Raw genomic sequence first — 25,527 nt, forward strand, 5'->3', positions numbered from 1 at the left:
GTCCCGTAGCGGGGGCTCAGGGCTCGTACGGAGGGACATCGCGGCCCGGCTGGTAGTGGGGGCCCTGGCGGATGTGCCGCGTGATGAACACCAGGTCCGCCGTGACCACCAGGAACAGCACACCGCAGGCCACCGCCCACCCGGTGCGCCCGGCCAGGGCGAAGCCCGCCGTGCCGGCGGCCGCCCAGATCAGACCCCAGACCGCCAGCCAGAACCGGATGCGCAGCGGACTGCGTGCGGTCCTCGGTTCACTGCCCGTACGTCGCATGGTGATCGCTCTCCCGTGCGTTCCTCCGCGCCGGGTACCCGTTCAGCGCGCACCTCTTCCCGGACGCTCCGATGAGTTCTCGGCGCGGGCCCGGTCCACCTCTTCGAACCGCCGCGGAGAGGCCGGGCGGTGATACGAGGAGGGCATCGCCATGACCGCACCCACCGCTGCCACCGCTACCGCGCCCGCGCCCGCGCCTGCGGGCACCGTCCGTCCCTCCGGCCTCGGCCGCCGCGCCGACATCGGGGTACGGGTGCTGCAGATCGTGCTCGCCCTGTTCTTCGCCATCCCCAGCGCCGGGCCCAAGCTGGTCGGGCACCGGTCGGCCGCGGAGTCCTTCGACGCGATCGGCGCCGGCGACTGGCTCATGTACACGGTGGGGGCGCTGGAGCTGGTCGGCGCCATCGCGCTCGTGGTCCCGATCCTCTCCGGGCTCTCCGCGCTGGCCCTGATCGCCCTGATGGCCGGTGCCTTCGTCACCCAACTGACGGTCTTCGACGGGCAGTACGCCGCCACCCCCGTCGTCTTCGCGGTGCTGCTCGCGGTCGTCGCCCGGACCCGCCGCCACCACAACGCGGAGCTGCTCGCGCTCGTCCGTCGACGGAAGTGACCCCTGCGCCGGGCACGTACGCGAGACACTGAGGTGCCCCGACGTCGACCGAAGGGACCCGGTGAACCCCATGGATGAAGCGGTGTGCAGGACACGGCAGGGCGCGGTGCGCGGCACGCTCTCCGCGGACGGGGGCGTCGCCTCCTTCCTCGGAATCCCGTACGCCGCCCCGCCGTTCGGCCCGTTGCGCTTCCAGCCACCGGCTCCCCCGCGGGCGTGGAGCGGCACGCGCGATGCCACCACCCACGGGCCGACGGCCCCGAAGGCCCCGTACACCCCGCCCTTCGACGCCCTCATACCGGAGGGCACCGTACCGGGAGAGGACTGCCTCAACCTCAACGTGTGGACGCCCTCACCCGGCCCCGGAGCCCGGCTGCCGGTCATGGTCTGGCTGCACGGCGGCGCCTTCACCAACGGGTCGGCGTCGTCGTCCGCGTACGACGGCAGTGCCTTCGCCCGCGACGGTGTGGTGTTCGTGTCGCTCAACTACCGGCTCGGCGCGGACGGGTTCCTGCACCTGGACGGTGTGCCCGACAACCGGGGGCTGCTCGACCAGGTGGCCGCGCTGGAGTGGGTACGGGACAACATCGCGGAGTTCGGCGGCGATCCGGACCAGGTCACCGTCTTCGGCGAATCGGCCGGCGCGCTCGCCATCGGTTTCCTGCTCGCCGACGAACAGGTGCGCCGGCGCGGCCTCTTCCGGCGGGCGATCCTGCAGAGCGGTGCCGCCCACCACTTCCTCCGCCCCCGGTCGGCCCGCCGCATCACGGAGCACCTGGCCGGGAAACTCGGCGTCGAACCGACCGCCGAGGCGTTCGCCGCGGTGCCGATGGACCGGCTCCTCGCCGCGCAGTCCGAGCTGCGCCGCGAGATCGGCGCCCGGCCCGACCCCGCGGTGTGGGGTGAGGCGGCGCTCAACGTCATGCCCTTCGAGCCGGTGACCGCCGGGCCGGCCGAGGACGGGCTGGAGCTCCCGGGCCCCGACTGTGGCGTCGAGCTGCTCCTCGGCAGCAACCGCGAGGAGTACCGGCTCTTCCTGGTCCCCACCGGGCGACTGGAGCTGCTGCCGGAGGCCAAGCTGCGCGCGATGGCCGAGGCGTACGGTCTCGACCCCGACAAGGCCCTGGCCGTCTACCGGGACGCGCGGCCCGGCGCGGTGCCGGGCGAGATCTTCGACGCGGTGACGACGGACTGGTTCTACCGGATTCCGGCGATCCGGCTGGCGGAGTCGGTGCCCGGTTCGTACATGTACGAGTTCGCCCGGCGCTCCTCCGCCTTCGACGGGCGCCTCGGCGCCTGCCACGGCAGCGAGCTGGCGTACGTCTTCGACCGCCTCGACGATCCGGCGTACACCCCGCTGGCGGGGGAGGACGCGCCGCAGGCGGTGGCGGACGCCATGCACGGGGCGTGGGTCGCCTTCGCGAAGACCGGCGACCCGGGGTGGGCCCCGTACGACACCGGGGCGGCGGCCGAGGGCGCCGGCACGCGGGCGACCATGGTCTTCGACGATGTCGCCCCCGGGGTGGTGGAGGACCTGCGAGCGGAGGAGCGGGCGCTGTGGGAAGGGATCCGCTGACGGCTTGCGCTGACGGCTGTACCCGCCGTTGTGCCGAGGGCTGTGCCGAGGGCTGTACCGACGGTTGTGCCGGCAGCCCGGTGAAGGCGCTCGGGACCGATTGTCAGACCCCACCCGTAAGGTCGTAGATCCAGGCGGTTCCCTGACGCGGACCGCGTGACACGACCAGCGTGAGGGGAGGTGACCGGCCATGGGCCAGGGTCCGCCGCACCACCGGCTGCCGGCCGGCTGCGCCGCCACCTTCCTCCCCGCCGACCTGCCCCGCGACGGCCGCGTCGCCTTCTGGTCCGTGACGGGCGGCCCGCTGCCGGCCCTCCCCCCGGACGGGGAGGGGCCGACGGCGGGCGCGACCGGGCCGACGGCCGACGGGGCCGTGACGACGCGTACCGGCACCGACACCGTCACCGTCGTACGGCCCCACGGAAGCGGGGTGCGCAGCCGGGCGGTCCCCGCCGTCGTGCTGCCGGTCGCGGAGGCCCTGCCGCTGCTCGTCGCCGCCCGGCAGGACGGCGGCGCGCACCCCGCGGCGGTGTGCTGGGGAGCGGCCGCGCTGCACGCCCTGCACCTGGTGGCGCGGGGGCGGCTGCTGCCCGGCCTGACCGCCGCCGACTTCGACGCCTGGCGGGCCGGGCCCCTCGACCCCGACGACATCGCCCACCTGCGGACGATCGCCGCCGCCATGCCGTACGAGGCCCACGCCGCCCCCGTCCCGGGCCTGCGCCCGCTCCGGCTGCCCGAGCCGGAGGCGCTGGTGCGGGCGTTCCTGGACGCGGTCGCCGACACCCTGCCGCGTACGCCCGCCGCCGCGTACGCCGCGGGGGCGCCGTTCGCGGCCCGTGCGCCGCAGCACCTGCCACACGCGCGTGCCTGGGCCGCCGAGGCGGCGGCGGGCATGGACGCCGGGGTCCGCGTCTCGCTGCGCCTCGACCTGTCCGGGTACGAGCTGTTCGACACGCTCCCGGAGGGCGGCGAGGAGCGGCAGGCCGCCGCCCTCCTCCAGGTGCACAGCCTCGCCGACCCGTCCCTCGTCGTCGACGCGGCCGAGCTGTGGGCGGGCGCGGGCGACGAGCACTTCGGACCGCGCGCCCGGATCGACACCGTCCTGGCGCTGCGCCGCGCCGCCCGCGTATGGCAGCCGCTGGCCCGGCTGCTGGAGCGGGACGTGCCCGACGTGCTGTCCCTCACCGAGGAGGAGCTGTACGAGCTGCTGGGCCCCGCCACCGCACGGCTCGGCGCGGCGGGCGTCACCGTGCACTGGCCCCGGGAGCTGGCCCGCTCGCTGACCGCCGCCGCGGTCGTCCGGCCCGCGCCGGGCTCGGCCACCGACGGCACGGCGTTCTTCGACAGCGAGCAGCTGCTGAGGTTCAACTGGCAGCTGGCGCTGGACGGCGACCCGCTCACCGAGCGCGAGATGGACGCCCTCGCCGAGGCGCACCGCCCCATCGTGCGGCTGCGCGACCAGTGGGTGGTCGTCGATCCCGCGCTCGTACGCAAGGCGCGCAAGCGCGAGCTGGGGCTGCTGGAGCCGGCCGACGCCCTCGCCGTCGCGCTCACCGGCACCGCCGAGGTCGACGGCGAGACGGTCGAGGCCGTCCCCGCCGGTGCGCTCGCCGCGCTGCGCGACCGGCTCCTGGCCGGCCCGGCCGACGCGACCCAGCCCCCGGGGCTGGACGCCACCCTGCGCGACTACCAGCTCCGCGGCCTCGCCTGGCTGGACCTGATGACCTCCCTCGGCCTCGGCGGCTGCCTCGCCGACGACATGGGCCTCGGCAAGACCGTCACGCTGATCGCCCTCCACCTGCGGCGCGCCCACCCCGCCCCCACCCTCGTCGTCTGCCCCGCATCCCTCCTCGGCAACTGGCAGCGGGAGATCACCCGCTTCGCGCCCGGCGTGCCCGTGCGTCGCTTCCACGGCACCGACCGCACCCTGGAGGGGCTGGACGGCCCGGACGGCGGCGGCTTCGTCCTCACCACGTACGGCACCATGCGCACCAGCGCCGAGAAGCTGGCCGCCCAGCGGTGGGGGATGGTCGTCGCCGACGAGGCCCAGCACGTGAAGAACCCGTTCTCCGCCACGGCCAAGGCCCTGCGCACCATCCCCGCCCCCGCACGCGTCGCGCTCACCGGCACCCCTGTCGAGAACAACCTCTCCGAGCTGTGGGCGCTGCTCGACTGGACGACGCCGGGGCTCCTCGGCCCGCTGAAGGCGTTCCGGTCCCGCCACGCCCGCGCCGTCGAGAACGCCGAGCGGATCGAGAACGACGAGGCCGTCGAGCGGCTCGCCCGGCTGGTCCGCCCCTTCCTCCTGCGCCGCAAGAAGTCCGACCCGGGCATCGTGCCGGAGCTGCCGCCCAAGACGGAGTCCGACCACCCCGTCGCCCTCACCCGCGAACAGGCCTCCCTCTACGAGGCGGTCGTACGGGAGACGATGGCGCAGATCGAGGCAGCGGAGGGCATGGCCCGCCGCGGCCTGATCATGAAGCTGCTCACCTCCCTCAAGCAGATCTGCAACCACCCCGCGCAGTATCTGAAGGAGGAGTCGGCGAGGCTCGCCGGCCGCTCCGGAAAGCTGGCCCTCCTCGACGAACTGCTCGACACGATCCTGTCCGAGGGCGGCTCGGTGCTGGTCTTCACCCAGTACGTGTCCATGGCCCGGCTGCTCACCGCCCACCTGGCCGCCCGCGCGGTGCCGTCCCAACTGCTGCACGGCGGCACGCCGGTGGCCGAGCGGGAGCGGATGGTGGACCGGTTCCAGTCCGGCGAGGTCCCGGTGTTCGTGCTGTCCCTCAAGGCGGCGGGCACCGGCCTGAACCTGACCCGCGCGGGCCATGTGGTCCACTACGACCGCTGGTGGAACCCGGCCGTCGAGGAGCAGGCCACCGACCGGGCCTACCGCATCGGCCAGACCCAGCCCGTCCAGGTCCACCGGCTCATCGCCGAGGGGACGGTGGAGGACAGCATCGCGGAGATGCTCCGGAGCAAGCGGGCCCTCGCCGACGCGGTGCTCGGCTCCGGGGAGGCGGCCCTGACGGAGCTCACCGACCGGGAGCTCGCCGACCTCGTGTCGCTCAGGAGGCCGTCATGAAGGCCGTCATGAGGAGGCCGTCATGAAGGTCGTCATGAGGAGGCTGCTGCCATGAGGAGGCCGTCATGAGCCCGCACCGTACGCGTCCGGGCGCCGCCCGCCGCGCACCGCTGCACGACGACCACCGCCGTACGTTCCCGCAGCTCGCCCCGGCCCAGGACGCCGAGGGGCGGTTCGCCGCCACCTGGTGGGGCAACGCCTGGGTGCGGGCCCTGGAGGACACCGCCCTGGACCCGGCACGCCTCGCCCGTGGGCGGGCCTACGCGGCCGGGGGCCACGTGGACGCCATCACCGTGACGCCGGGCCGGGTCGTCGCGTACGTCCACGGCAGCAGGCCGCGCCCGTACCGCGCGGAGATCCGCCTGCGGGTCCTCCGCGACGACGACTGGGAACGCTTCCTGGACCTGGCCGCGGCCCGGCCGGACCACATCGCGGCCCTGCTGGACAAGGACGTGCCGCACGCGCTGGCCGCCGTCGCCGACCTGCTGCCCGGCAGCGGGGACCTGATCCCCGACTGCTCCTGCCCCGACCACGGATACCCCTGCAAACACACGGCCGCCCTGTGCTACCAGGCGGCGCGGCTCCTCGACGAGGACCCGTTCGTGCTGTTCCTGATGCGGGGCCGCGGCGAACAGGAGATCCTCGCGGCACTCAGCCACCGCAACGCCACCCGCTCCGCCGCCGAGACCAGCGCGGCGCCTCCGCGGATGCCGACGGTCCCGGCGCGCGAGGCGCTGGCGCCCCTGCCCGGCACCGGTGCCGCGGGCGGCGCGCTCGCCCTGCCGCCGCCGTTGCCCGTCCTGGAGCACCCCGGTCGCCCGCCCGCGTACCCGGAGGACCCGGACGGGCCCGACCCCTTGGCGCTGGAGCTGCTCGCCACCGAGGCGGCCGCCCGCGCGCACGCGTTCCTGACGACGGGCCGGGACCCGGTGGCCGCGCTCACGCCCTGGCAGGACGCCGTGCGCCTCGCCGCCGCGCACCCCGGCTCGGGCCTGACGGCCGCAACCCGCGCCCTGTACCGCGACCTCGCCGCCGCACTGGACCGCACCCCCGCCGACCTGGCCCGTGCGGTCGCCGCCTGGCGTCAGGGCGGCCCGGCCGGCCTCGCCGTCCTGGAGGAGGCCTGGGACCCGCCCGCAGGCCCCTTCGACCGGGCGCGCCCCGCCCTGATCGCCGCCGACTTCCCGCACTTCCGCCCCTGGCGCAACCGCCTGTCGAGCCGCTCCCTCCAGCTGCGCTACGGCCGCGACGGCCTCTGGTACGGCTACGAGTCCGACCCGGACCGCGAGGACTGGTGGCCACGCGGCACTCCCGACGCGGACCCCGTCGGCGTACTCGCCGATCTGCTCGGGCGCTGATGGGTAGGCTGCCGTCGGATACGGGGAAACGACCACGAAGGGAGCCGGGTGGAAGCCGAGTTGATGACGCTGGCGACGGCGGGGGCGACCGCGCTCGTCCAGCAGATGGTGGGCGACGGCTGGGAGCAGGTCAAAGGCCGGATCGTCGCGTTCTTCGCCCGCCGCGCGGGCACGGACCCGGCGGTGATCGAGGACGAGCTGGACACGGTCCGGGCGGAACTGCTCGCCGCCGAGGAGACGGGCGACGAGCGTACGACGGCCGACGCCCAGGCCGAAGCGCGCACCGAGTGGCGGGCCCGCATGCGCCGCACCCTCCAGGCGGACCCGGAGGCGGCGGCCGAACTCCGCGACCTCTTGGACGAAATGATGCCCAGGAACCCGGCCCCGACGACCATCACGACGCACAACACGATGAACGACGGGGTCAACCACGGCAGCGTGATCCAGGCCGGCGTCATCGTAAGGAACTACGGCGCACCGGGCGCCTGACCCCTACAGTTGGGCCGTGAGCGACGAGACACGGAACAGCGTGGGCGGCAGCGCACGGGTGGACACGGTCGTACAGGCGGGCCGCATCGGCGAGCTGCACCAGCACCGCCACGACCACCACCACGTGACCCCACCGCCCCCGGAGCTCACGGCCCACCAATTACCTCCGCGCCCCCGCCACTTCGAGAACCGTGACGCCGAGCAGCGGCGACTGCTGAGTGCCGCGCTCACGGACCGGCCGCGGGACGGCCGCCCGTTCGTCGCCGCCCTCAGCGGCCTGCACGGCGTCGGCAAGACCACCCTCGGCGTACTCCTCGCCCGCAAACTCGTCGACCGGCACACCGGCGAGCACACCTCCGGTGAGCAGGCCTCCCACGAGCGGGCATCCGGCGAGCTCACCTCCGGTGAGCAGGCCTCCGACGAGCGCGCCATCCGCTACATCGACCTCGACGACCACCGCACCGACGGCGGCGCCGACATCGCCGAGGCCCTCGCCGACCTGCTGCGCTCGCTCGGCGTCCATCCGGGCTGGATCGAGCGCACCCTCGCCGGGCGCCGTCGCCAGTACTGGGCGAGCACCGAGCACAGGCCCCTCGTCCTCGTCCTCGACAACGTCCGCTACGGGACGGAGGTCGACCAGCTGCTGCCCGCGTCGCCGCACAGCACCGTGATCGCGATCGGCAGGCGCCGCCTCTACGACATCCGGGGCGGCGCCGACCTCGACCTCCCGCTCGGCCCGCTCGACGCGCACCACGCCCAGCAGCTGCTGCGCCGCATCGCCGCCGACGACCCGCGGCTGTCGGCCGAGGCGACCGCCGTCGCCGAACTGGCCCGGGCCTGCGCAGGACTGCCCGCCGCCCTGGAGGTCGCCGCCGAGTGGCTGCGCCGCCACCGCCGCCGCCCCCTCGGCCGGCTCGTCACCCAACTCGCCGACACCTGGCGGGACAACGGCGTACCGGAGGTGGAAGCGGTGTGGAACACGGCGTACCGGGAACTGAGCCCCGAGTCCGCCCGCCTCTACCGCCTCCTCGCCGTGCACCCCGGCCCGTACGTCGCCCCCGACGCCGTCGCCGCCCTCCTGGGCACCGGGCCGGACGCCGCCGAGGACGCGCTCGACGAGCTGGAGGTCTCCGCCCTCCTCCCGCTGGGCCGGGGTGGCCTGTACCGCCTGCACGACCTGCTGCGCGACCACGCGCACCGCAGCGCCCGGCGCGACGACCCGGACGGCACCGAGGCCGCCGCCGGCCGCACCCGGATCATCCGCTGGTACCTGCGCCAGGCACAACGCGCGGACGCGCTCTGGGCGGGCGCCAGGCTGACCCTCGCCGCACCTGTGCCCCCGCTCCCCGGGGACGTACCGGACGTGGACTGGGGAACCGAGAGGGGCGACGCGCTGCGCTGGCTGGAGGCGCGCAGGCACGCCCTCTTCGCGGCCGTCCGGTCGGCGTACCGGCACGGTATGGACGACGAGGCCTGGGCCCTGTGCGAGCCCCTGTGGACCCACTTCCTCGACCACCAGCACTACGCCGACGTGACCGACGCCTTCACCGCCGGGCGCGACGCCGCCCGCCGCGCCGGGAACGTCCCCGCGCTCATCCGGATGCGCTGCCAGCTGGCCCGGCCCCTGTGGGAGCAGGAGCGTTTCGACGAGGCGGAGGCCGAGGTGGAGGCGGCGGTCGACGCGGCGGCCGGCCTCGGCGACAGCACGCTCCACCGCAAGCTGCGGGCGTCGGCGTCCGAGTTCCGGGGAAAACTCCGCACCGTACGGGGCGACTGGCGGGCGGCGGCGCCCGACTTCGAGACGGCGCGCCGCATCCACCAGGAGATCGGCAACGACTACGGGGTCATGCTCCAGACCTACCTCCTCGCCCAGACCGCCCGCGAAACCGGTGACCTCGGCGCGGCTGTGCGCCTCGCCGAGCAGGCGCACCGCATGGCCGCCGCGCCCCCCGAGCGCCCCCGGATGATGGCCCGCACCGCCTTCGAGCTGGGCCGGACGCTGCACGCCCTCGGCCGCACCGACGAGGCGCGCCCGCTCTACGCATCCGCCCTGTCCGGCGCCCGCGAGCGCGCCGCCACCCGGGAACAGGCCACGATCCTCACCGCCCTGGCCGCCCTCGCCGACGACACCGGCGACCGGCCGGCGGCGCAGCGCCATCGGGAGGAGGCCCGGGCGATCAGGGCCGCGGCGACAGCCGCAGACTGACCCGCCGACCACCCACGACGCACCACACCTCACCGCTGCCACCAAGACCACCGCCACCGCCACCGGGCCGGGCACCCCGTTCCAGCCACGCGTGGACGCCGCTGAGCAGGGCGGCCGGATCGGCACGGTGCCGGCGCTCGGCGGCCACGTCGTACACCTCGCCGTCCCGCCTCCGTACGACGAAACGCTCCGGGGACCGCACGACGGCGGCGGTACGGCACCCGGGGAACGCCGCCAGGGTCCGCGCGGCCCAGGCGGCCGCCCCGTCGGCCGGTTCGGCGCGTCGGTAGAGCAGCGCGGCGCTCTGCCGCTGCCGTACGCCCGCCAGGTCGTCCTCGGCGGCGAGATGGTCCACGTCCACATCCGCCTCGGCCGCGGCGGGATACCGCTCGACGTCCACCGTCCGCCCGTCCACCGCCGCCCGTACGGCGAAGGCCGCCGGTACGGCCCCGGGCCCGCCCGGGGCCGGCCCCCAGCCGGTGGGCACGGGAAGCGGCCGCGGCTCGGCCGGGTAACCCGGCGGATCGAGCCCGAGCAGCCGGTACACCTCGGCCCGCAGCCGCTCCAGCGACTCGCCCTCGCAGGCGAACGCGCCCCGCGTGTACGCCCGTACGCCGCCCGCGCGATGCTCCCGCACCACCCTGTCGAGCTCCCGGGCACCCCCGAAAGCGGGCACCGCGCCCAGCAGCCGCGCCATCGGGCTTCCCTCGATGAGCTCACGTCCCCCGTCGTACGCCCCGACGACCGGCCGGTCGAGAGCGGCCGCGTACAGCGCCGCCGACCCGTGGTCGGTGACCACGACGTCGGACGCCACGAGCAGCGCGCCCCACTCCTCGTACGGCCGCGCCAGCACCGCCCCCGCGTCGAGGGCGGGCCCCAGTGTCAGCCGCAGGTCGTACGCCCCGACCTCGCTGAACTCGTTGGGGTGTACGACGACCGCCACCTGCCAGCCGTCGTACGGGAGGGCGCCGACGAGCTCGGCGGCGAGGCCGGGCCGTCGGCGTATCAGCGACTCGGGACCCCACGTCGACGCCACGACCACCAGCCGCCGCGCCCCGGTCCCGAGCGCCGCCCGGTACCGGTCACGGAGCCCCGTGGACGTGAGGATCCGGTCGAGCGTGGGATCACCCACGACCACACCGCGCCGGGCCGCCCGGGGGCACGCGGCGGCGATCCGCTCGATCTGCCGGCCGTGCGCGAGCGCGTGTACCGCGGCCAGCGGCCGTCCGTCCCGCATCAGGTACGACGGGTCGAGGCCGGATGCGGAGTCCGCCGAACCGCCTTCCTCCACCGCCTTGTTGAAACCGGCGCCGTGCGGCATCAGCACGAGCGGCCCGTCCAGCAGCTCCAGCCGCCCCTTCGGGCTCGCCGCCACCACCAGGTCGTACCGCGATGCGACGGCCTCGTCCCACGCGACCGTCCGCGCCCCCGCCTGCTCCAGCGCGGCGAGCGCGCCCACCCCGAAGTCCGACCCGGGTACGAGGACGAAGCGCCGGTGGATCCGGTGGTCCCCGTGGAAGACGGGCATCACGTCAAGCAGCCGATGCAGCGCGGTCGCCGACCGTACGGCGAACAGCACGGTCCTCGACCCCTCCTGGCCCCTGGCCCCCGGCCCGCTGCCCGCTGCCCGCTGCCCGCTGCCCGCTATGTGATTGTTCATCCTACTCTGTGCCGATTTCGTACCTATGCCGTTCCGTTCAACTGGCTCCGGTGCACCCGTCGTCGGCATGCCGGCGATCGTACGTGAGTGCGCCAACCGGCCCAGTGACTCCCCGGATCGCGCGCCCACGCCGCGCCCAGGGGTGCGATCCGTAGAGGACCTGTGAGGGTTCGATTAAGCCGCCACTCGATGGGGTGAATGACAGATGCGACATAACCCGCCTTGTCTGTAAGGCGTTAATTCCGGTGCGGGCGGGTGCCCGTGAAAGTCTCCGGAAGGCAGGAAGCCATGAGGCACACTCGCCGAAATGGTCTGGCCACCCTGGTGGTCACCGGCGGCGCGCTCGCTATGGCGGCGGGTTATGCGTACGCCGACTCCGAGGCGGCCGGCGTTACGGCCGACTCGCCGGGGCTGGTCTCCGGCAACAGCGTGCAGCTGCCGGTGGACGTCCCGGTCAATGTCTGCGGCAACACCATCAACGTGGTCGGCCTCCTCAACCCCGCGGCCGGCAACACGTGCGCGAACAAGAGCGGCGGCAAGTCCGCCCACAAGGACCAGGCGACCACCCCGCACGGCGGCAGCGGCAGCGGAAGCGGCGACAGCAGCGGCAAGGGCAGCGCGAACGGCGGCGGTGCGTCCGCCGAAGGCGTCATCAAGGGGTCTCCCGGGGTGATCACGGGCAACGGCATCCAGCTGCCCGTCGACCTGCCGGTCAACATCAGCGGCAACTCCGTCAACTTCGTCGGTGTCCTCAACCCCGTCTTCGGCAACGCGTCCAGCAACGGCGGCGGCAAGACCCCTGTCACCCCGCCGGCGCCGCCGAAGGGCGACGAGCCGTCCCAGCCGCCGAAGCCGGGTGCGTCGAAGCCGGAGGAGCCGTCCGCAGCGGGGCCCGCTCCGGCGCCCGACACCCGCCCCGCACTGGAGACCAGCACGACGCCGCTGGCCGAGACCGGTGCCGACGGTGACCTGCTCGCCCTCGGCGGTGCGGCCATGGGGCTGCTGCTCGGCGGCGCCGTCCTCTACCGCCGCTTCCGCGGCCCCGCGACGCACGAAGGCGTCTGAGCCCGCTCAGGCCGGCGCCGACGCGTAGGTCTCACCGCCGCCAGGACTCCAGGACCGCGTCGATGGCCGGTGCCAGGCGGGTACGGGCCTGGTGGCGGGGGACACCGCGCATCAGCAGCGTGTCGTACTCCGTGTCGAGGTGCCGCACCGACGCCCGCACCGCCGCGGTCACCGCGCCCTCGTCCAGGGCCCGGCCCGCCGCCGTACGCCCGACGCGCCCGCTGCCGCGCAGCGAGGCGTGCGCCGCGATGCCGGCGGCCCGCTCCGGGGGACACCCCGGGAACAGGCGCAGGATCTCGGAGGCCAAGGCGGCCGTGAACCGCTCGTCCTCGGCCGCCCGCCGTTCCGCGTCCCTCGCCCTGCGGCGGGCGCGCGCCTCGGCGTCGGCGAGGCAGGCGGCCTCGGCCCGCGCCAGGGCCGTCTCCTCCACGAGGATGCCCTGGCGCTCGTATCGGGTACGGCGCCGGTTGTGGCGCACGACCACGGCCCACAGTCCGCTCGCCTCGCGGGCGCGGCGGGTGAGCGCCGCGTCGCCGCGCGGCAGGTAGACCAGGTGGCCGAGGTCGGCGCAGTCCAGGCAGAGCGGCGCGTGGAACTCCAGGACCAGCCGGTCCAGCGGGCCGCTGCGGCACTCCGCGCAGTGGCGGCGTCGGCGCAGCGGCTCGATCACCACGATCGGGGCCGGTACGGACATGTCGGCGCCGCTCAGCGCACGCTCGGCGCCGCCGCCTCGATGAACGCGGTCAACGCCTCGACCGCCTGCTGCGAGCGCCGGTCCCGGTCCGCCTCGTCCCTCGCCTCGTGCATGCAGTTCGTCACCTCGAAGGTCTCCTCCGCCAGCCGTACGATCGCGGGGTCGTCGCACACCAACTGCACGCGCACCAGGGCCTGTCGGGCGGTGGCCCGCCGGTCGTACGACTCCAGGCGGGTGCTCTCCGCGTGCGAGCCGTTCCTGCGGTACCAGCGCGCGTTCTGCGCCCGCCGGTACTCCACCACCGCGTCGGCGAACGCGCTGTACGTCGCGATCCGCTCCTGACGGAGCTGTTCCGCGCGGGCGAGCGCGGCCGTGCGCTGCGCCGCCCGCCCCTGGAAGAAGTGCGTGACCACCGCGCCGAGCAGCGTGCCGATCACCGCGATCAGCGCCGTCTCCATCGCTGCCTCCCCCTCGGGCCCCCGCTCCGTACGCGGTCGTTCCGCACCCTATTACGACCGTGCGCCGAGCCGCACCGGTCGGGAGCGGGGCCCGAAGTGCGCGAAGGCGAGTTCCACGGTGCGGAGTTCAGGCCGACGCCCCCTGCACCGGGGCGGGTATGCGGTGCAGGGGGCACCGACATGCTGTGCGGGTCGCGGCCTCGGGGAACATGGGGGGCGTGAGACTCGAACCGATCACCTGGGAACGGCTGGCCGACCGCCTCGCCGCGCACGTGGACGGGCTCCGGCCCGGCGACGGAGGGCCCTGGCTCAAGGTCGGCGTCGACGGGCCGCCCGCCGCCCGGCCCGAGGAGCCGGCCGCGCTGCTGGCCGAGGCGCTGCGGCTGCGCGGCCGGGCGGTGGCGGTGGTCGGGACGGAGGGCTTCCTGCGCCCGGCGTCGCTGCGGTACGAGTACGGGAAGGAGGATCCCGACTCGTACTACAGCGGTTGGTTCGACACGAGCGCGCTGTGGCGCGAGGTCTTCACGCCGCTGGAGCCGGGCGGCAGCGGGCGCGTCCTGCCGGACCTGTGGGACCCGGTGGCGGACCGCGCCACGCGCAGCCCGTACACCCGGCTCCCGCCCGGTGGTGTGCTGGTGCTGCACGGCCCGTTCCTGCTCGGGCACTGGTTCCCCTTCGACCTGACGGTGCACCTGCGCCTGTCGCGGGGCGCCCTCGCCCGGCGCACGGCCGAGGCGTGGACCCTGCCCGCCTTCGACCGTTACGAGGCCGAGGTCGGCCCGGCGGAGGCGGCGGACGTCCTCGTGCGCGCGGACGACCTGCGCCACCCGGCGTGGACCGGCGTCCGAGGACGGGACGCGCAGTAGCCGGGCGGCCCTCACCGACCCGCCGGCCGGCCGCCCAGCACCGCCACCGCCTCGGCCCCCGCGCGGCAACCGGCCGACGCCGCACCGGCCGGGGACGCGCCGGAGAGGCGGGCGGCCAGGAAGGCACCCGTGAAGGCGTCGCCGGCGCCCGTCGAGTCGAGCGCCCGCGCCGGTGGTGCCGACGCGCGGGCGACGACGCGGCCGGACGCCGCCACCAGCGCGCCCGCCGCACCGAGCGTCACGGCGACCAGCGGGAAGCCGTGGCTGAGCTTGACCGCGGCGTCCGACGGGTCGGGCAGTCCCGTCAGCAGCGCGGCCTCGTCGGCGTTGGGCAGCAGCACGTCCGCGCCCTCCACCGCCGCCAGGAACCGGGCCACGCCGAACCTCGCGAGGAACCCCGCCGACGCCGGGTCCACGCTCACCGGTACGCCCCGCTCCCGCGCCGCCGCCAGGGCCAGGGACGCAGCCTCCCGGCTGGGTCCCGCGAAGAAGAGGTACCCGGACAGATGTACGTGTGACACACCCTCCAACAGGGCTGGCGACCAGTCGCCACGGTCCAGCCGCAGCGCCGCCCCGCCGTCCGTGAGGAACGTCCGCTCCGCGGTCGCGTCGACCAGCGCCACGACCGTCGCGGTCGGCGCCTCCCCGTCCCGTACGAGCAGGGGCCGCACCCCGGCCGCCCGCAGCCGATCCTCGTGCCAGGAGGCCCGGTCCGTTCCCACCCGCGCCAGGATCCGCACGTCCGGCCAGCCCGAACGCGCCGCCCAGCACGCGACGTTCCCACCGGCGCCGCCGGGCAGCGTGCGGATCTCCGCCGCCGTGTCGGTTCCCCGCGCCGGCGGCGTACGGTGCCGGGCCACGACGTCGGTGACCACGTCACCGACCACGAGCAGCGCGCCGCTCATCGCAGGGGTTCCGCCGCAGCCGCGGCCGGCGCCGTGGTCGTCGCCGCCGCCTCCGCGATGCGCGCCGCGAGCCGCACGTTGCCGCGTACCGCCGCGATGTTGGCCTCCAGGGACGCGCCGCCGGTGTGCCGCATGAGGTACTCCAGGAGGAACGGTGTCACCGCCTGCCCGGTGATCCCTCGCTCCCGGCACGCGTCCAGGGCCTCCGCCAGCACCCGGTCGTGCAGCTCCGGGTCCAGTTGCTCCGCCTCTGGCACCGGATGGGCGACGATCAGCGCGGTCCCGGTCCCGGTCCCGGTCCCGGCCCCGGTTCCGGTGCCGGTTCCGGTCCCCGGCTCGGCGAGGGCGTCCTGCGCCCGCATCACCGCCGCCACCTCCTGTGGCGACCGCACCGTCCAGTCGACCGGTTCCCCGGAGGACGTCAGATAGAAGCCGGGGAAGTACTCGGTTCCGTACCCGAGGATGCCCACGCCCAGCGTCTCCAGCCGCTGGAGCGTCGCCGGGACGTCCAGGATGGACTTGACCCCCGCGCACACCACCGTGATCCGCGTCCGCGCCAGCAGGCGCAGGTCCGCCGACTCGTCCTGCGTGTGCGTCCACTCCCGGTGTACGCCGCCGAGCCCGCCGGTCGCGAAGACCCGGATGCCCGCCCGCGCGGCAAGGAACGCCGTCGCCGACACGGTCGTCGCCCCGCTCGCCCCCGTCGCCAGGGCGGGCGCCAGATCCCGGTGCCCCAGCTTGCGTACGCCGGGATCGCCGGCCAGCCGCTCCAGCCCGCTCTTGTCCAGCCCGATGCGGGCCACACCGTCCAGGACGGCGATGGTGGCCGGCACGGCACCACCCTCCCGTACGAGCGCCTCCAGCTCCCGCGCCACGGCGAGGTTGCGCGGGCGGGGCAGCCCGTGGGCGATGATCGTCGACTCGAGGGCCACGACGGGCCGGTGAGCCGCCAGCGCCTCCCGTACCTCTTCGGACAACACCACTGTGGTCTCTGGCATGTCCCCATCCCTGGCGCGACGGCGGGCCCCGCAAACCTGCGCCCCGCGGCGCTCAGGTCACCCGGAACGCTTCGGTGAGCGCAGCGCCAGCACGGCGAGCGGCAGCAGCAGGCACGCGCCGGCCGCGTTCAGCCAGCCGTAGCCGGCCTGGGCGACGATCAGGCCGGCCGCCGCGCCCCCGATGCCCGCCGACGTGTTCATCGTCAGGTCCGACAGGCCCTGGACGGCGGCGCGCGCCGCCTGCGGCACGGAGTCCGTCAGCAGGGCCGAGCCGGAGACCAGGCCCGCGGACCAGCCCAGACCCAGCACGAAGAGCCCGGCGGCCGTACGGCCGTGACTGGCCCCCGCCGTACCGGCCAGCAAGGCCGCGCAGGACAGCAGCCCGACCGCCAGACCGATGACCGACAGCCTGCCGAGCTTGTCCGACAGCCACCCCATCACGGGCGAGAACGCGTACATGCCGGCGATGTGGCCGCTGATGACGAGCCCGATCAGCTGGATGCCGGCGCCGTGGTGGCTGAGCGCCACGGGGGTCATCGACATGATCGAGACCATCGCGGTGTGCGAGGCCGCCACCGTCACCAGCGCCAGCCGGGCGCGCGGGGACTCCCGCACCGCGCGGAGGCCCGCCTTCAGGGAGCGGCCCTCCGGTGCCGTGTCCTCAGCGGAGCCGGCCGCCAGCGCCCGTGCGGTCAGCAGCGGGTCCGGCCGCAGCAGCGCGGCGACCATCACCGCCGAGACCAGGAAGACCCCGGCCGCCCACAGGAACGGCCCCGCCGCCGCAGGGATGCCCATTCCGGCGACGCTCCGCCCCGCCGGCGCGGCGATGTTCGGGCCCAGCACCGCGCCGATGGTGGTGGCCCACACGACCGTGGAGATGGCCCGCGCGCGCCGCTCCGGCTCGGCCAGGTCCGCGGCCGCGAAACGGGCCTGGAGGTTCGCCGACGACCCGGCGCCGAACCCCGCCATGCCCACGAGCAGCAGCGGAAAGCTCCCGACGACCGCCGCGAGCACCACCACACCCGCGCCGACCGCCCCGAGCACGTACGCCACGACCAGCCCGGGCCGCCGCCCGCGCGCGGTCATCAGCGCCGCCAGCGGCATGGACAGCAGCGCCGTCCCGGCCACCATCGCCGTGGGGGCGAGCCCGGACAGCGCCTCCGTCCCGCTCACCTGCTGTGCCAGTACGGAGGCGAGCGCGATGCCGATCGCCACCCCCAGCCCGCCCAGGATCTGGCTGACGATGAGGATGGCCGTGGTGCGCCGCCGCAGGGAGAGCAGATCGGCCACCGCGACCGGCGCGGAAGCGGAGTGGGGCACCGGCACGGGAACTTCGGGTATACCGGAGGGTGTAGTCACCGCGGAAGTCTGTCACCCCTTACACGCTTCGGCCAGATCCGTAGGGCGGTGGCGGTCGCCACACCCCGTCCGCCCGGTCGCCCGGGCCGCGCGTGCGGGGATGCCCTCATGCCGACCACCGTACGACCCGCCACTGACGGCGCCACCCGGCTCGTGGGCGCGGTGTGAATCTTTGTTTGGTACGTCTCCGGCCATAGCCTCACACCCCTACCAGCGGGTACACATGGCACGACCAGCACGACAGCACCACGACGACAGACCACGTACGAGGCTTGGCAGGCGGCGGGGCACAAGGGGCGAAGGGCTTACGGGTATGCCGAGTATGCAGGGCACGGTCGACGGATTCAGCTACGGACTGGTCACGCCCGTGGCCGCCTATCTGATGGCGTGCCTCGGCGGCGCGCTCGGACTGCGCTGCACCACCAGGTCGCTGCGCGACGGGGGACGGTTCCGGCTCGGCTGGCTGGCCCTCGGCGCCACGTCCATCGGATCCGGCATCTGGACCATGCACTTCATCGCGATGATGGGCTTCAGCGTCCAGGAGTCGCCGATCGGCTACGACCGGCTCATCACCTTCGCCAGTCTCGCCGTCGCGATCGCCATGGTCGGCGTCGGCATCTTCCTCGTCGGCTACCGCGGCGCGACCGCGATGGCCCTCGTCACCGGCGGCACCATCACCGGGCTCGGCATCGCCACCATGCACTACCTCGGCATGGCCGGGATGCGGCTGCAGGGCCGGATCGAGTACGACACCCTCACGGTCGCCCTCTCGGTGGTGATCGCGGTGGTGGCGGCCACGTCCGCGCTCTGGGCGGCCGTATCGGTCCGCGGCTTCCTGGCCACCCTGGGCGCCAGCCTGGTCATGGGCGTCGCGGTCACCGGCATGCACTACACGGGCATGGCCGCCGTCAACGTCCATCTGCACGGCGACGGCCAGGTGCCGGGCACCGAGGACACCACCGCCCTCCTCGCCCCCATCCTGATCGGTCCGGCGGCGTTCCTGCTGCTCGCCGGGGTCGTGGTGCTCTTCGACCCGCTGCTGGTGCTGGGCGAGACCGGCGGGCGGCGGCCCGTCTTCCGCCCGCCGCACCGGTACGGTGCCCCGGCCCGGCTCCACGGCGAGGAGGCCCGTCAGGCCCGCCAGACCCGCCAGGCCCACGAGGACCGCCGGAGCTATGGGAGCCACGACGGCCAGGGGAGCCACGCCTACGGGGAGCCGGCCAACTGGTCGGCGGTCCGTCCGCCCCGCCGCCGCGAGCGCTCCCGCCCCCGCTGATCCCCACGACGACCCCCGGCTGTCAGTGGTGAGTCGTACGGTGGTTGCATGCGGCCCGTTTCCAAGATCGAACGTTCGGTGGCGCCCTTCGAGGTCGTCAGCCCCTACCAGCCCAGCGGCGACCAGCCCGCGGCCATCGCCGACCTGGCCCGCCGTATCCAGGCGGGCGAGAAGGACGTCGTCCTGCTCGGCGCGACCGGCACCGGCAAGTCGGCGACGACCGCCTGGATGATCGAAAAGCTCCAGCGCCCCACCCTGGTGATGGCGCCGAACAAGACGCTGGCCGCGCAGCTGGCCAACGAGTTCCGCGAGCTGCTGCCGAACAACGCCGTGGAGTACTTCGTCTCGTACTACGACTACTACCAGCCCGAGGCGTACGTCCCCCAGTCGGACACCTACATCGAGAAGGACTCCTCCATCAACGAGGAGGTCGAGCGGCTGCGCCACTCCGCCACCAACTCGCTGCTCACCCGGCGCGACGTCGTCGTGGTCGCCTCCGTCTCCTGCATCTACGGCCTCGGCACGCCGCAGGAGTACGTGGACCGGATGGTCCCGCTCAAGGTCGGCGAGGAGATCGACCGCGACCAGCTGCTGCGCCGGTTCGTCGACATCCAGTACACGCGCAACGACCTCGCCTTCACCCGCGGCACCTTCCGGGTCCGCGGCGACACCATCGAGATCTTCCCGGTCTACGAGGAGCTCGCCGTCCGCATCGAGATGTTCGGCGACGAGATCGAGGCGCTGTCCACGCTGCACCCGCTCACCGGCGAGGTCATCAGCGACGACCGCGAGCTCTACGTCTTCCCGGCCAGCCACTATGTCGCGGGCCCGGAGCGCATGGAGAAGGCGGTCAACGGCATCGAGCGCGAGCTGGAGGAGCGCCTGGCCGAGCTGGAGAAGCAGGGCAAGCTGCTGGAGGCGCAGCGGCTGCGCATGCGCACCACGTACGACATCGAGATGATGCGCCAGATCGGCTCCTGCTCCGGCATCGAGAACTACTCGATGCACTTCGACGACCGCGAGCCCGGCTCCCCGCCGAACACCCTCCTCGACTACTTCCCCGAGGACTTCCTCCTCGTCATCGACGAGTCCCACGTCACCGTCCCGCAGATCGGCGCCATGTACGAGGGCGACGCCTCGCGCAAGCGGACGCTGGTCGACCACGGCTTCCGGCTGCCGTCCGCGCTCGACAACCGGCCGCTGAAGTGGGAGGAGTTCCAGGAGCGGATCGGCCAGACCGTCTACCTGTCGGCGACGCCGGGACAGTACGAGCTGTCCCGCTCGGACGGCTTCGTCGAGCAGATCATCCGCCCCACCGGCCTCGTCGACCCCGAGGTCGTCGTCAAGCCCACCGAGGGCCAGATCGACGACCTGGTGCACGAGATCCGGCTGCGCACCGAGCGCGACGAGCGCGTCCTGGTCACCACGCTCACCAAGAAGATGGCCGAGGACCTCACCGACTACTTCCTGGAACTGGGCATCCAGGTCCGCTACCTGCACAGCGACGTCGACACCCTGCGCCGCATCGAGCTCCTGCGCGAACTGCGCGCCGGTGACTACGACGTCCTGGTCGGCATCAACCTGCTCCGCGAGGGCCTCGACCTGCCCGAGGTGTCCCTGGTGGCCATCCTGGACGCCGACAAGCAGGGCTTCCTGCGCTCCGGCACCTCGCTGATCCAGACCATCGGCCGTGCCGCGCGCAACGTCTCCGGCCAGGTCCACATGTACGCGGACACGGTCACACCCGCCATGGCCCAGGCCATCGACGAGACCAACCGGCGCCGCGAGAAGCAGGTCGCGTACAACAAGGCCCACGGCATCGACCCGCAGCCGCTGCGCAAGAAGATCAACGACATCGTGGCCACCATCGCGCGCGAGGAGGTCGACACCGAGCAGCTGCTCGGCACCGGCTACCGCAAGTCCAAGGACGGCAAGGGCGCCAAGGCGCCGGTGCCCTCCCTCGGTAGCGCCACGGCGGCCACGGCCGGCAAGGGCGGCAAGGCGGGCAAGGCCGCCTCCAAGGGCGCGCTGGTCAGCGACCGCCCCGCGGCCGAACTGGCGGGCATCATCGAGGAGATGACCGACCGGATGCGGGCTGCGGCCGCGGAGCTGCAGTTCGAGGTGGCCGCGCGCCTGCGCGACGAGGTGAGCGAGCTGAAGAAGGAGCTCCGGCAGATGAAGGAGGCGGGCATCGCCTGACCGGACAGCGCCTGACCGGGCGTCGCCTGACGCTCCCGCAGCGACGGCCGGTCCGCCCCGTGCCGGGCCGGCTGTGTTGCAACACCGCCACAAATGCCGGACGCGCCTGCTGCCGCCCCGGCCCTCCTGCGTAGGGTGCTGGGCAACCGCACTCGAAGACGGTCGCGGGGGAACGCAACGAGAGGGGACAGCGGTGACGGTCAACATGACCAAGGGGCAGGCCATCAACCTGCAGAAGAGCGACGGAGGCACCCTGACCGCCGTGCGGATGGGGCTCGGCTGGCAGGCCGCGCCGCGCCGCGGCCTGTTCGGTTCGCGCACCCGGGAGATCGACCTGGACGCCTCCGCCGTGCTCTTCGCCGACAAGACGCCCATCGACGTGGTCTTCTTCCGCCACCTGGTCAGCGACGACGGCTCCGTACGCCACACCGGCGACAACCTGGTGGGCGGCGCCGGCCAGGGCGGCGACGACGAGGCGATCCTCGTCGACCTCGCGCGGGTACCGGTCCACATCGACCAGATCGTCTTCACGGTGAACTCCTTCACCGGCCAGACGTTCCAGGAAGTGCAGAACGCCTTCTGCCGCATCGTCGACGAGACGAACGGCCAGGAGCTCGCCCGCTACACGCTCGACGGCGGCGGCCAGTACACCGCGCAGATCATGGCCAAGGTGCACCGGGCCGGCTCCGGCTGGCAGATGACGGCGCTGGGCAGCTCGGCCAACGGCCGTACGTTCCAGGACCTCATGCCGGCGATCCTGCCGCACCTGTAAGTCCACGACCTCGTCGCCGCACACACCGCGGCGACGAGCACCGCGTCCATCCGCAGCTCCCGGAGGCACCAGGCCGCCCCGGGAGCTGCCGCAGCGTTCGAGCTGTCACAGCAGCGAGGGGGAACAGGCGCATGACGGCCGAACTGGTCCGGGGACAGAACCATCCGCTGCCCCACGCCCGACTCGAGATCCGGGTGTCGGCGGGCGAACCGGTCATGGCCGGTGCCACGCTCGGCGACGAGGACGGCCGTGTCCCCGGCGTCGAGTGGGTCGTCCACCCCGGAGCGCCCGCCCTGCCCGGCGTGGAGGTCTCCCGCCAGGCGGCCGCCGACCACCGGCTCGCCGTCGACCTCGACGCGCTGCCGCCCTCCGTCCACCGGGTCGCGGTGCTGCTCGCGCTGCCCCTCGGCCTCGGCGGCCCGGACCGGTTCGGCGCCGTCGCCGCGCCCTTCGTGTCGGTCACGACCGTCGACGGCACGGGCATCGCCGACTACACCCTCACCGGCCTCGACCGCGAGTCCGCCGTCGTCGCCCTGGAGCTCTACCGCCGCCAGGGCGCGTGGAAGGTCCGCGCCGTCGGCCAGGGGTACGCGGGCGGCCTCGCGGAGATGCTCGCCGACCAGGGGCTCGACAAGGCCGACGACCTGGCGGAAGCCATCCGGCAGGCCATCGCCAAGGGCATGAGCCGGGCGGTGGCCGCGCCGCCGCCGCGTACCGCCGAAGGCGACCGGGCCCGCCGGGACGCGCCCCCGGCGGCGGGCCCCATCGACTACACGCACCCCCGCCGCCGGGCGGAGTCCCAGCCGGCCGCCCCGGCCCCGGCCGCCACGCAGCAGCAGCCCGCGCCGCCGGTCGCCGGTGACGCCTCGGGCTGGACCCTGGAGGAGCGGCTCTACAACCAGGTCTGGGGCATGTTCGAGGACCTGGCCCGCACCACCGCCGCCTACCGCAGCGCGGTCGACTTCGCGGAGTCCCGCATGGACCAGGAGCTCGACCGCGTCCTGTCCGACCCGCGCAGCCGTATCGGATCCGGCGGAGACGCGGTACGGGCCGCCGCCCGCGCCAAGCACGACGAGCTGACCGCACGGGCCCGCGAGGCGCTCGACCGCGACCTCGCACAGCTCGCCGCCGAGGCGGCGGTGGTCGAGCCCGCCCTCCCGCCCGCGTTCGCCGGCTGGGACAACCCCGTCTGGCACGCCTATCGCGTCCCCGCCGAGGCCCCGATGGCCCTCCGCCTCGGCGACCTCCACCTCCCGGAGAGCCCGGAGCTGCGCATCCCCATGCTCGTACGGCTGCCGCTGGCGCGGGGCCTGTGGGTGGACAGCGGCCGCTCGGGGGCCACCGAGGAGGCCGGCCTGGACGACGGCGCACTGCGCCGGCTCGCCATGGACACGGCGGTGTCACTCGCGGCGCGGATGGTCGCGGTGCACCCGGCGGGGGAGTGCACCGTTCACGTCGTCGACCCGGCGGGCTCGGCGGCGGCCTCCCTCGCCCCGCTCACCGAATCCGGCGTACTGGCCGGTCCGCCGGCGTCCGGCGCCGGGGGAGTGGCCGACCTGCTCGGCCGGCTCACCGACCGCGTGGACCTGGTGCAGATGGCCGTCCGCGGCGGGGCGGCCGACGCCCTCCCGCCCGACCTGGACACCGCCGAGCAGCTGCTGATCGTCAACGACTTCCCGCACGGCTTCGACGACCGGGCCGTCACGCGGCTGCGCTACCTCGCCGACGAGGGGCCGGCCGTCGGCGTGCACCTGCTGATGGTCGCGGACCGCGAGGACGCCCGGGCGTACGGCCCGGTGCTCGACCCCCTGTGGCGCTCGCTGCTGCGGATCACGCCCGTCCCGGACGACCATCTCGCCGACCCGTGGGTGGGCCATGCGTGGACGTACGAGCCGCCTCTGGTCCCGGCGGGGAGCGGGATCCTGCGCCAGGTCCTCTCCCAGGTCGCCGGCGCTCGCCCCAACAGGCGCCCCTGACCTGCGCACTTGGAGCTTCCTTTACTTTCCCCTTTACCTTTCTTTGGTGTTTGCGGTACTGTTCTTTGCGCGGAGGGGAGTACTCCCACCTGCGGCGTTCCCGTCAGTACGGACGGTCGGATCACGACCGGTCCCGGGGCGCCGGCCCGTGTCTCGTCCGGCGGTGAGAACCGGCGGAGCCTCGGGTGGAAGAGACCTCCGGCAGCGACGACGCTGATCAGTAGCCGTACGACGCCGGAGGCGCAGTGGACGTTTCAATGAACCTGTGGGTGGCGACCGTTCTCGGTCTGTCCATCCTGATCGCGGCCGACTTCTTCATCGGGCGCAAGCCGCACGACGTGTCGGTCAAGGAAGCCGGTATCTGGACGGTCGTCTGGATCGTCCTCGCCGCGCTGTTCGGTCTGGGCCTGCTGTTCTTCGGCGAGACCCAGGCGTCCGGCGAGTTCTTCGCCGGTTACATCACCGAGAAGTCGCTCAGCGTCGACAACCTCTTCGTCTTCGTCCTGATCATGGCGAAGTTCTCGGTGCCGTCCCACCTCCAGCAGCGCGTGCTGCTCATCGGTGTACTGATCGCCCTGGTGCTGCGCGCGATATTCATCGCCGCCGGCGCCGCGATCATCGCCAGCTTCTCGTGGGTCTTCTACATCTTCGGCGCGTTCCTGATCTACACCGCCTGGAAGCTCATCCAGGAGGCGCGGGCCGACGAGCCGGAGGAGGAGTTCGAGGAGAACCGCCTCCTGAAGTCCATCGAGAACCGCTTCGGCGTCGCCGACCGGTACCACGGCACCAAGCTCTTCATCCGCAACAACGGCAAGCGCGTCCTGACCCCGCTGATGGTGGTCATGCTCGCCATCGGCACCACGGACGTGCTGTTCGCGCTGGACTCCATCCCCGCGATCTTCGGCCTGACCCAGGACCCGTACATCGTCTTCACGGCCAACGCGTTCGCCCTGATGGGTCTGCGGCAGCTGTACTTCCTCATCGGCGGCCTGCTGAAGAAGCTGGTCCACCTCAGCTACGGCCTGTCGGTGATCCTCGGCTTCATCGGCGTGAAGCTGGTGCTCCACGCCATGCACGAGTCGGGGGTGCACGTCCCGGAGATCTCGATCCCGGTCTCGCTGGCCGTCATCTGCGGCGTGCTGGTCATCACCACGATCACCAGCCTGATCGCCTCGAAGAAGCAGGCCGAGCGCGAGGAGCGCGAGGCGGCCGCCGAGGACAAGGACAGCGTCGAGGCCTGACGACCCGGCACGCGCACGCGCACGGCCGAAGGAGACACAGGGCACAGGCTCAGCCGGCCGGTACGGGCTCGCATGGCGACCCGACCGGCCGGTGCTTGTCTGGACGGTGAACGGACCCGCCCCGGGGGCCGCCCCGCCGTGGAGAGAGCCATGAAGTTCACGCAGATCATCGACTTCGAGACCGAGCGCATCGACGACCTGGAGGCGCTGCTCGAGGAGCGCCGCGCGGCACTGGCCGACAAGAGCTACGGCCCGGTCAGCCGCCTCCTGCTGCGTGACCGGGACAACCCGAACCGCTACCTCGCGGTCGTCGGCTTCTCCTCGTACGACGAAGCCCTGCGCAGCAACGACGACCCGGACACCACCCAGCTGGCACAGAGGCTCGCCGAGCTGTGCACCCGCCCGCCCCGCTTCACCGACTGCGACCTGCTCGACGAGCAGGACCTGCGCTGACCGAGCTCCGCGC

Annotated in this window: 21 protein-coding genes; 14 read left to right on the forward strand and 7 right to left on the reverse strand. The window is 73.9% G+C overall.

From position 1 onward, the window contains the following. Positions 1–16: 16 nt before the first annotated feature. On the reverse strand, positions 17–268 hold the full coding sequence (locus AB0A69_RS03345) for a DUF6343 family protein (RefSeq protein ID WP_361414755.1): 252 nt from the start codon (positions 266–268) through the stop codon (positions 17–19). A gap of 151 nt (positions 269–419) precedes the next feature. Here AB0A69_RS03345 and AB0A69_RS03350 point away from each other — a divergent pair, with 151 nt between their 5' ends. The 6 genes from AB0A69_RS03350 to AB0A69_RS03375 all read left to right on the forward strand — a co-directional run bounded on the left by AB0A69_RS03350 (position 420) and on the right by AB0A69_RS03375 (position 9,592). Beyond that, entirely contained in the window at positions 420–878 is a 459-nt protein-coding gene (locus AB0A69_RS03350) for a DoxX family protein (RefSeq protein ID WP_361414757.1), read from the forward strand. An 82-nt stretch (positions 879–960) separates the two neighbouring features. Beyond that, positions 961–2,454 (forward strand): carboxylesterase family protein, encoded by a 1,494-nt coding sequence (locus tag AB0A69_RS03355; RefSeq protein WP_361414759.1) that lies wholly within the window; start codon positions 961–963, stop codon positions 2,452–2,454. A gap of 190 nt (positions 2,455–2,644) precedes the next feature. Next, complete coding sequence (locus tag AB0A69_RS03360) at positions 2,645–5,539, forward strand: DEAD/DEAH box helicase (protein WP_361414761.1); 2,895 nt, start codon at positions 2,645–2,647, stop codon at positions 5,537–5,539. A 65-nt stretch (positions 5,540–5,604) separates the two neighbouring features. Beyond that, complete coding sequence (locus tag AB0A69_RS03365; RefSeq protein WP_361414763.1) at positions 5,605–6,897, forward strand: SWIM zinc finger family protein; 1,293 nt, start codon at positions 5,605–5,607, stop codon at positions 6,895–6,897. 48 nt (positions 6,898–6,945) lie between these two features. Then, positions 6,946–7,386, forward strand: coding sequence for a hypothetical protein (locus AB0A69_RS03370; protein ID WP_361414765.1), 441 nt, complete (start codon positions 6,946–6,948; stop codon positions 7,384–7,386). Between the two features lie 16 nt (positions 7,387–7,402). Beyond that, the gene (locus AB0A69_RS03375) at positions 7,403–9,592 is read left to right on the forward strand and encodes a tetratricopeptide repeat protein (RefSeq protein WP_361414767.1); all 2,190 of its coding nucleotides are present in this window, start codon (positions 7,403–7,405) and stop codon (positions 9,590–9,592) included. Here AB0A69_RS03375 and AB0A69_RS03380 read toward each other — a convergent pair. Continuing rightward, positions 9,564–11,171, reverse strand: coding sequence for a translation initiation factor 2 (locus AB0A69_RS03380; RefSeq protein WP_361414769.1), 1,608 nt, complete (start codon positions 11,169–11,171; stop codon positions 9,564–9,566). The two genes, AB0A69_RS03375 and AB0A69_RS03380, sit on opposite strands and share 29 nt — an antisense overlap. Before the next feature lie 369 nt (positions 11,172–11,540). On the opposite strand from AB0A69_RS03380, the gene AB0A69_RS03385 reads away from it, so the two are divergent. Then, the gene (locus tag AB0A69_RS03385) at positions 11,541–12,317 is read left to right on the forward strand and encodes a chaplin (protein WP_361414771.1); all 777 of its coding nucleotides are present in this window, start codon (positions 11,541–11,543) and stop codon (positions 12,315–12,317) included. 31 nt (positions 12,318–12,348) lie between these two features. Here the strand turns inward: AB0A69_RS03385 and AB0A69_RS03390 are convergent, their stop codons facing one another. Together AB0A69_RS03390 and AB0A69_RS03395 are read right to left on the reverse strand one after the other, a co-directional pair. Next, positions 12,349–13,011, reverse strand: coding sequence for a DUF2293 domain-containing protein (locus AB0A69_RS03390; RefSeq protein ID WP_361414773.1), 663 nt, complete (start codon positions 13,009–13,011; stop codon positions 12,349–12,351). A gap of 11 nt (positions 13,012–13,022) precedes the next feature. Then, complete coding sequence (locus AB0A69_RS03395; RefSeq protein ID WP_361414775.1) at positions 13,023–13,469, reverse strand: hypothetical protein; 447 nt, start codon at positions 13,467–13,469, stop codon at positions 13,023–13,025. Between the two features lie 218 nt (positions 13,470–13,687). Here AB0A69_RS03395 and AB0A69_RS03400 point away from each other — a divergent pair, with 218 nt between their 5' ends. Then, positions 13,688–14,335: a uridine kinase gene (locus AB0A69_RS03400; protein ID WP_361414777.1), complete on the forward strand. Its 648-nt coding sequence runs from the start codon at positions 13,688–13,690 to the stop codon at positions 14,333–14,335. Between the two features lie 11 nt (positions 14,336–14,346). Here the strand turns inward: AB0A69_RS03400 and AB0A69_RS03405 are convergent, their stop codons facing one another. Genes AB0A69_RS03405 through AB0A69_RS03415 form a run of 3 tightly spaced genes read right to left on the reverse strand, consistent with a single transcriptional unit; the run spans position 14,347 to position 17,564 of the window. Continuing rightward, positions 14,347–15,240, reverse strand: coding sequence for a PfkB family carbohydrate kinase (locus tag AB0A69_RS03405; RefSeq protein ID WP_361414779.1), 894 nt, complete (start codon positions 15,238–15,240; stop codon positions 14,347–14,349). Continuing rightward, positions 15,237–16,238: a pseudouridine-5'-phosphate glycosidase gene (locus AB0A69_RS03410; protein WP_361414781.1), complete on the reverse strand. Its 1,002-nt coding sequence runs from the start codon at positions 16,236–16,238 to the stop codon at positions 15,237–15,239. Before AB0A69_RS03410 ends, AB0A69_RS03405 begins: the two co-directional genes overlap by 4 nt. A gap of 57 nt (positions 16,239–16,295) precedes the next feature. Continuing rightward, complete coding sequence (locus tag AB0A69_RS03415) at positions 16,296–17,564, reverse strand: MFS transporter (protein WP_361414783.1); 1,269 nt, start codon at positions 17,562–17,564, stop codon at positions 16,296–16,298. Between the two features lie 355 nt (positions 17,565–17,919). On the opposite strand from AB0A69_RS03415, the gene AB0A69_RS03420 reads away from it, so the two are divergent. The 6 genes from AB0A69_RS03420 to AB0A69_RS03445 all read left to right on the forward strand — a co-directional run bounded on the left by AB0A69_RS03420 (position 17,920) and on the right by AB0A69_RS03445 (position 25,514). After that, positions 17,920–18,873: an MHYT domain-containing protein gene (locus AB0A69_RS03420; protein WP_361415201.1), complete on the forward strand. Its 954-nt coding sequence runs from the start codon at positions 17,920–17,922 to the stop codon at positions 18,871–18,873. 48 nt (positions 18,874–18,921) lie between these two features. Beyond that, entirely contained in the window at positions 18,922–21,072 is a 2,151-nt protein-coding gene (gene uvrB / locus AB0A69_RS03425) for an excinuclease ABC subunit UvrB (RefSeq protein ID WP_361414785.1), read from the forward strand. 193 nt (positions 21,073–21,265) lie between these two features. Next, positions 21,266–21,844 carry a TerD family protein gene (locus tag AB0A69_RS03430; RefSeq protein ID WP_361414787.1) on the forward strand — a complete coding sequence of 193 codons (579 nt, stop codon included), beginning with the start codon at positions 21,266–21,268 and terminating at the stop codon, positions 21,842–21,844. A 131-nt stretch (positions 21,845–21,975) separates the two neighbouring features. Next, positions 21,976–23,820 carry a TerD family protein gene (locus tag AB0A69_RS03435; RefSeq protein WP_361414789.1) on the forward strand — a complete coding sequence of 615 codons (1,845 nt, stop codon included), beginning with the start codon at positions 21,976–21,978 and terminating at the stop codon, positions 23,818–23,820. A gap of 245 nt (positions 23,821–24,065) precedes the next feature. Beyond that, positions 24,066–25,061, forward strand: a complete 996-nt coding sequence (locus AB0A69_RS03440) for a TerC/Alx family metal homeostasis membrane protein (protein WP_361414791.1) — start codon at positions 24,066–24,068, stop codon at positions 25,059–25,061. A gap of 150 nt (positions 25,062–25,211) precedes the next feature. After that, entirely contained in the window at positions 25,212–25,514 is a 303-nt protein-coding gene (locus AB0A69_RS03445; RefSeq protein WP_361414793.1) for a hypothetical protein, read from the forward strand. Positions 25,515–25,527: the final 13 nt, after the last annotated feature.

It is taken from the genome of Streptomyces sp. NPDC045431 (genome assembly GCF_040646655.1).
In the GTDB taxonomy this organism is placed as follows: domain Bacteria; phylum Actinomycetota; class Actinomycetes; order Streptomycetales; family Streptomycetaceae; genus Streptomyces.

Coding starts and splice junctions, on each gene's coding strand:
- AB0A69_RS03345 (WP_361414755.1), bottom strand. CDS start 268: ATGCGACGTACGGGCAGTGAACCGAGGACCGCACGCAGTCCGCTGCGC.
- AB0A69_RS03350 (WP_361414757.1), top strand. CDS start 420: ATGACCGCACCCACCGCTGCCACCGCTACCGCGCCCGCGCCCGCGCCT.
- AB0A69_RS03360 (WP_361414761.1), top strand. CDS start 2,645: ATGGGCCAGGGTCCGCCGCACCACCGGCTGCCGGCCGGCTGCGCCGCC.
- AB0A69_RS03365 (WP_361414763.1), top strand. CDS start 5,605: ATGAGCCCGCACCGTACGCGTCCGGGCGCCGCCCGCCGCGCACCGCTG.
- AB0A69_RS03385 (WP_361414771.1), top strand. CDS start 11,541: ATGAGGCACACTCGCCGAAATGGTCTGGCCACCCTGGTGGTCACCGGC.
- AB0A69_RS03390 (WP_361414773.1), bottom strand. CDS start 13,011: ATGTCCGTACCGGCCCCGATCGTGGTGATCGAGCCGCTGCGCCGACGC.
- AB0A69_RS03395 (WP_361414775.1), bottom strand. CDS start 13,469: ATGGAGACGGCGCTGATCGCGGTGATCGGCACGCTGCTCGGCGCGGTG.
- AB0A69_RS03405 (WP_361414779.1), bottom strand. CDS start 15,240: ATGAGCGGCGCGCTGCTCGTGGTCGGTGACGTGGTCACCGACGTCGTG.
- AB0A69_RS03410 (WP_361414781.1), bottom strand. CDS start 16,238: ATGCCAGAGACCACAGTGGTGTTGTCCGAAGAGGTACGGGAGGCGCTG.
- AB0A69_RS03420 (WP_361415201.1), top strand. CDS start 17,920: ATGCAGGGCACGGTCGACGGATTCAGCTACGGACTGGTCACGCCCGTG.
- uvrB (WP_361414785.1), top strand. CDS start 18,922: ATGCGGCCCGTTTCCAAGATCGAACGTTCGGTGGCGCCCTTCGAGGTC.
- AB0A69_RS03435 (WP_361414789.1), top strand. CDS start 21,976: ATGACGGCCGAACTGGTCCGGGGACAGAACCATCCGCTGCCCCACGCC.
- AB0A69_RS03445 (WP_361414793.1), top strand. CDS start 25,212: ATGAAGTTCACGCAGATCATCGACTTCGAGACCGAGCGCATCGACGAC.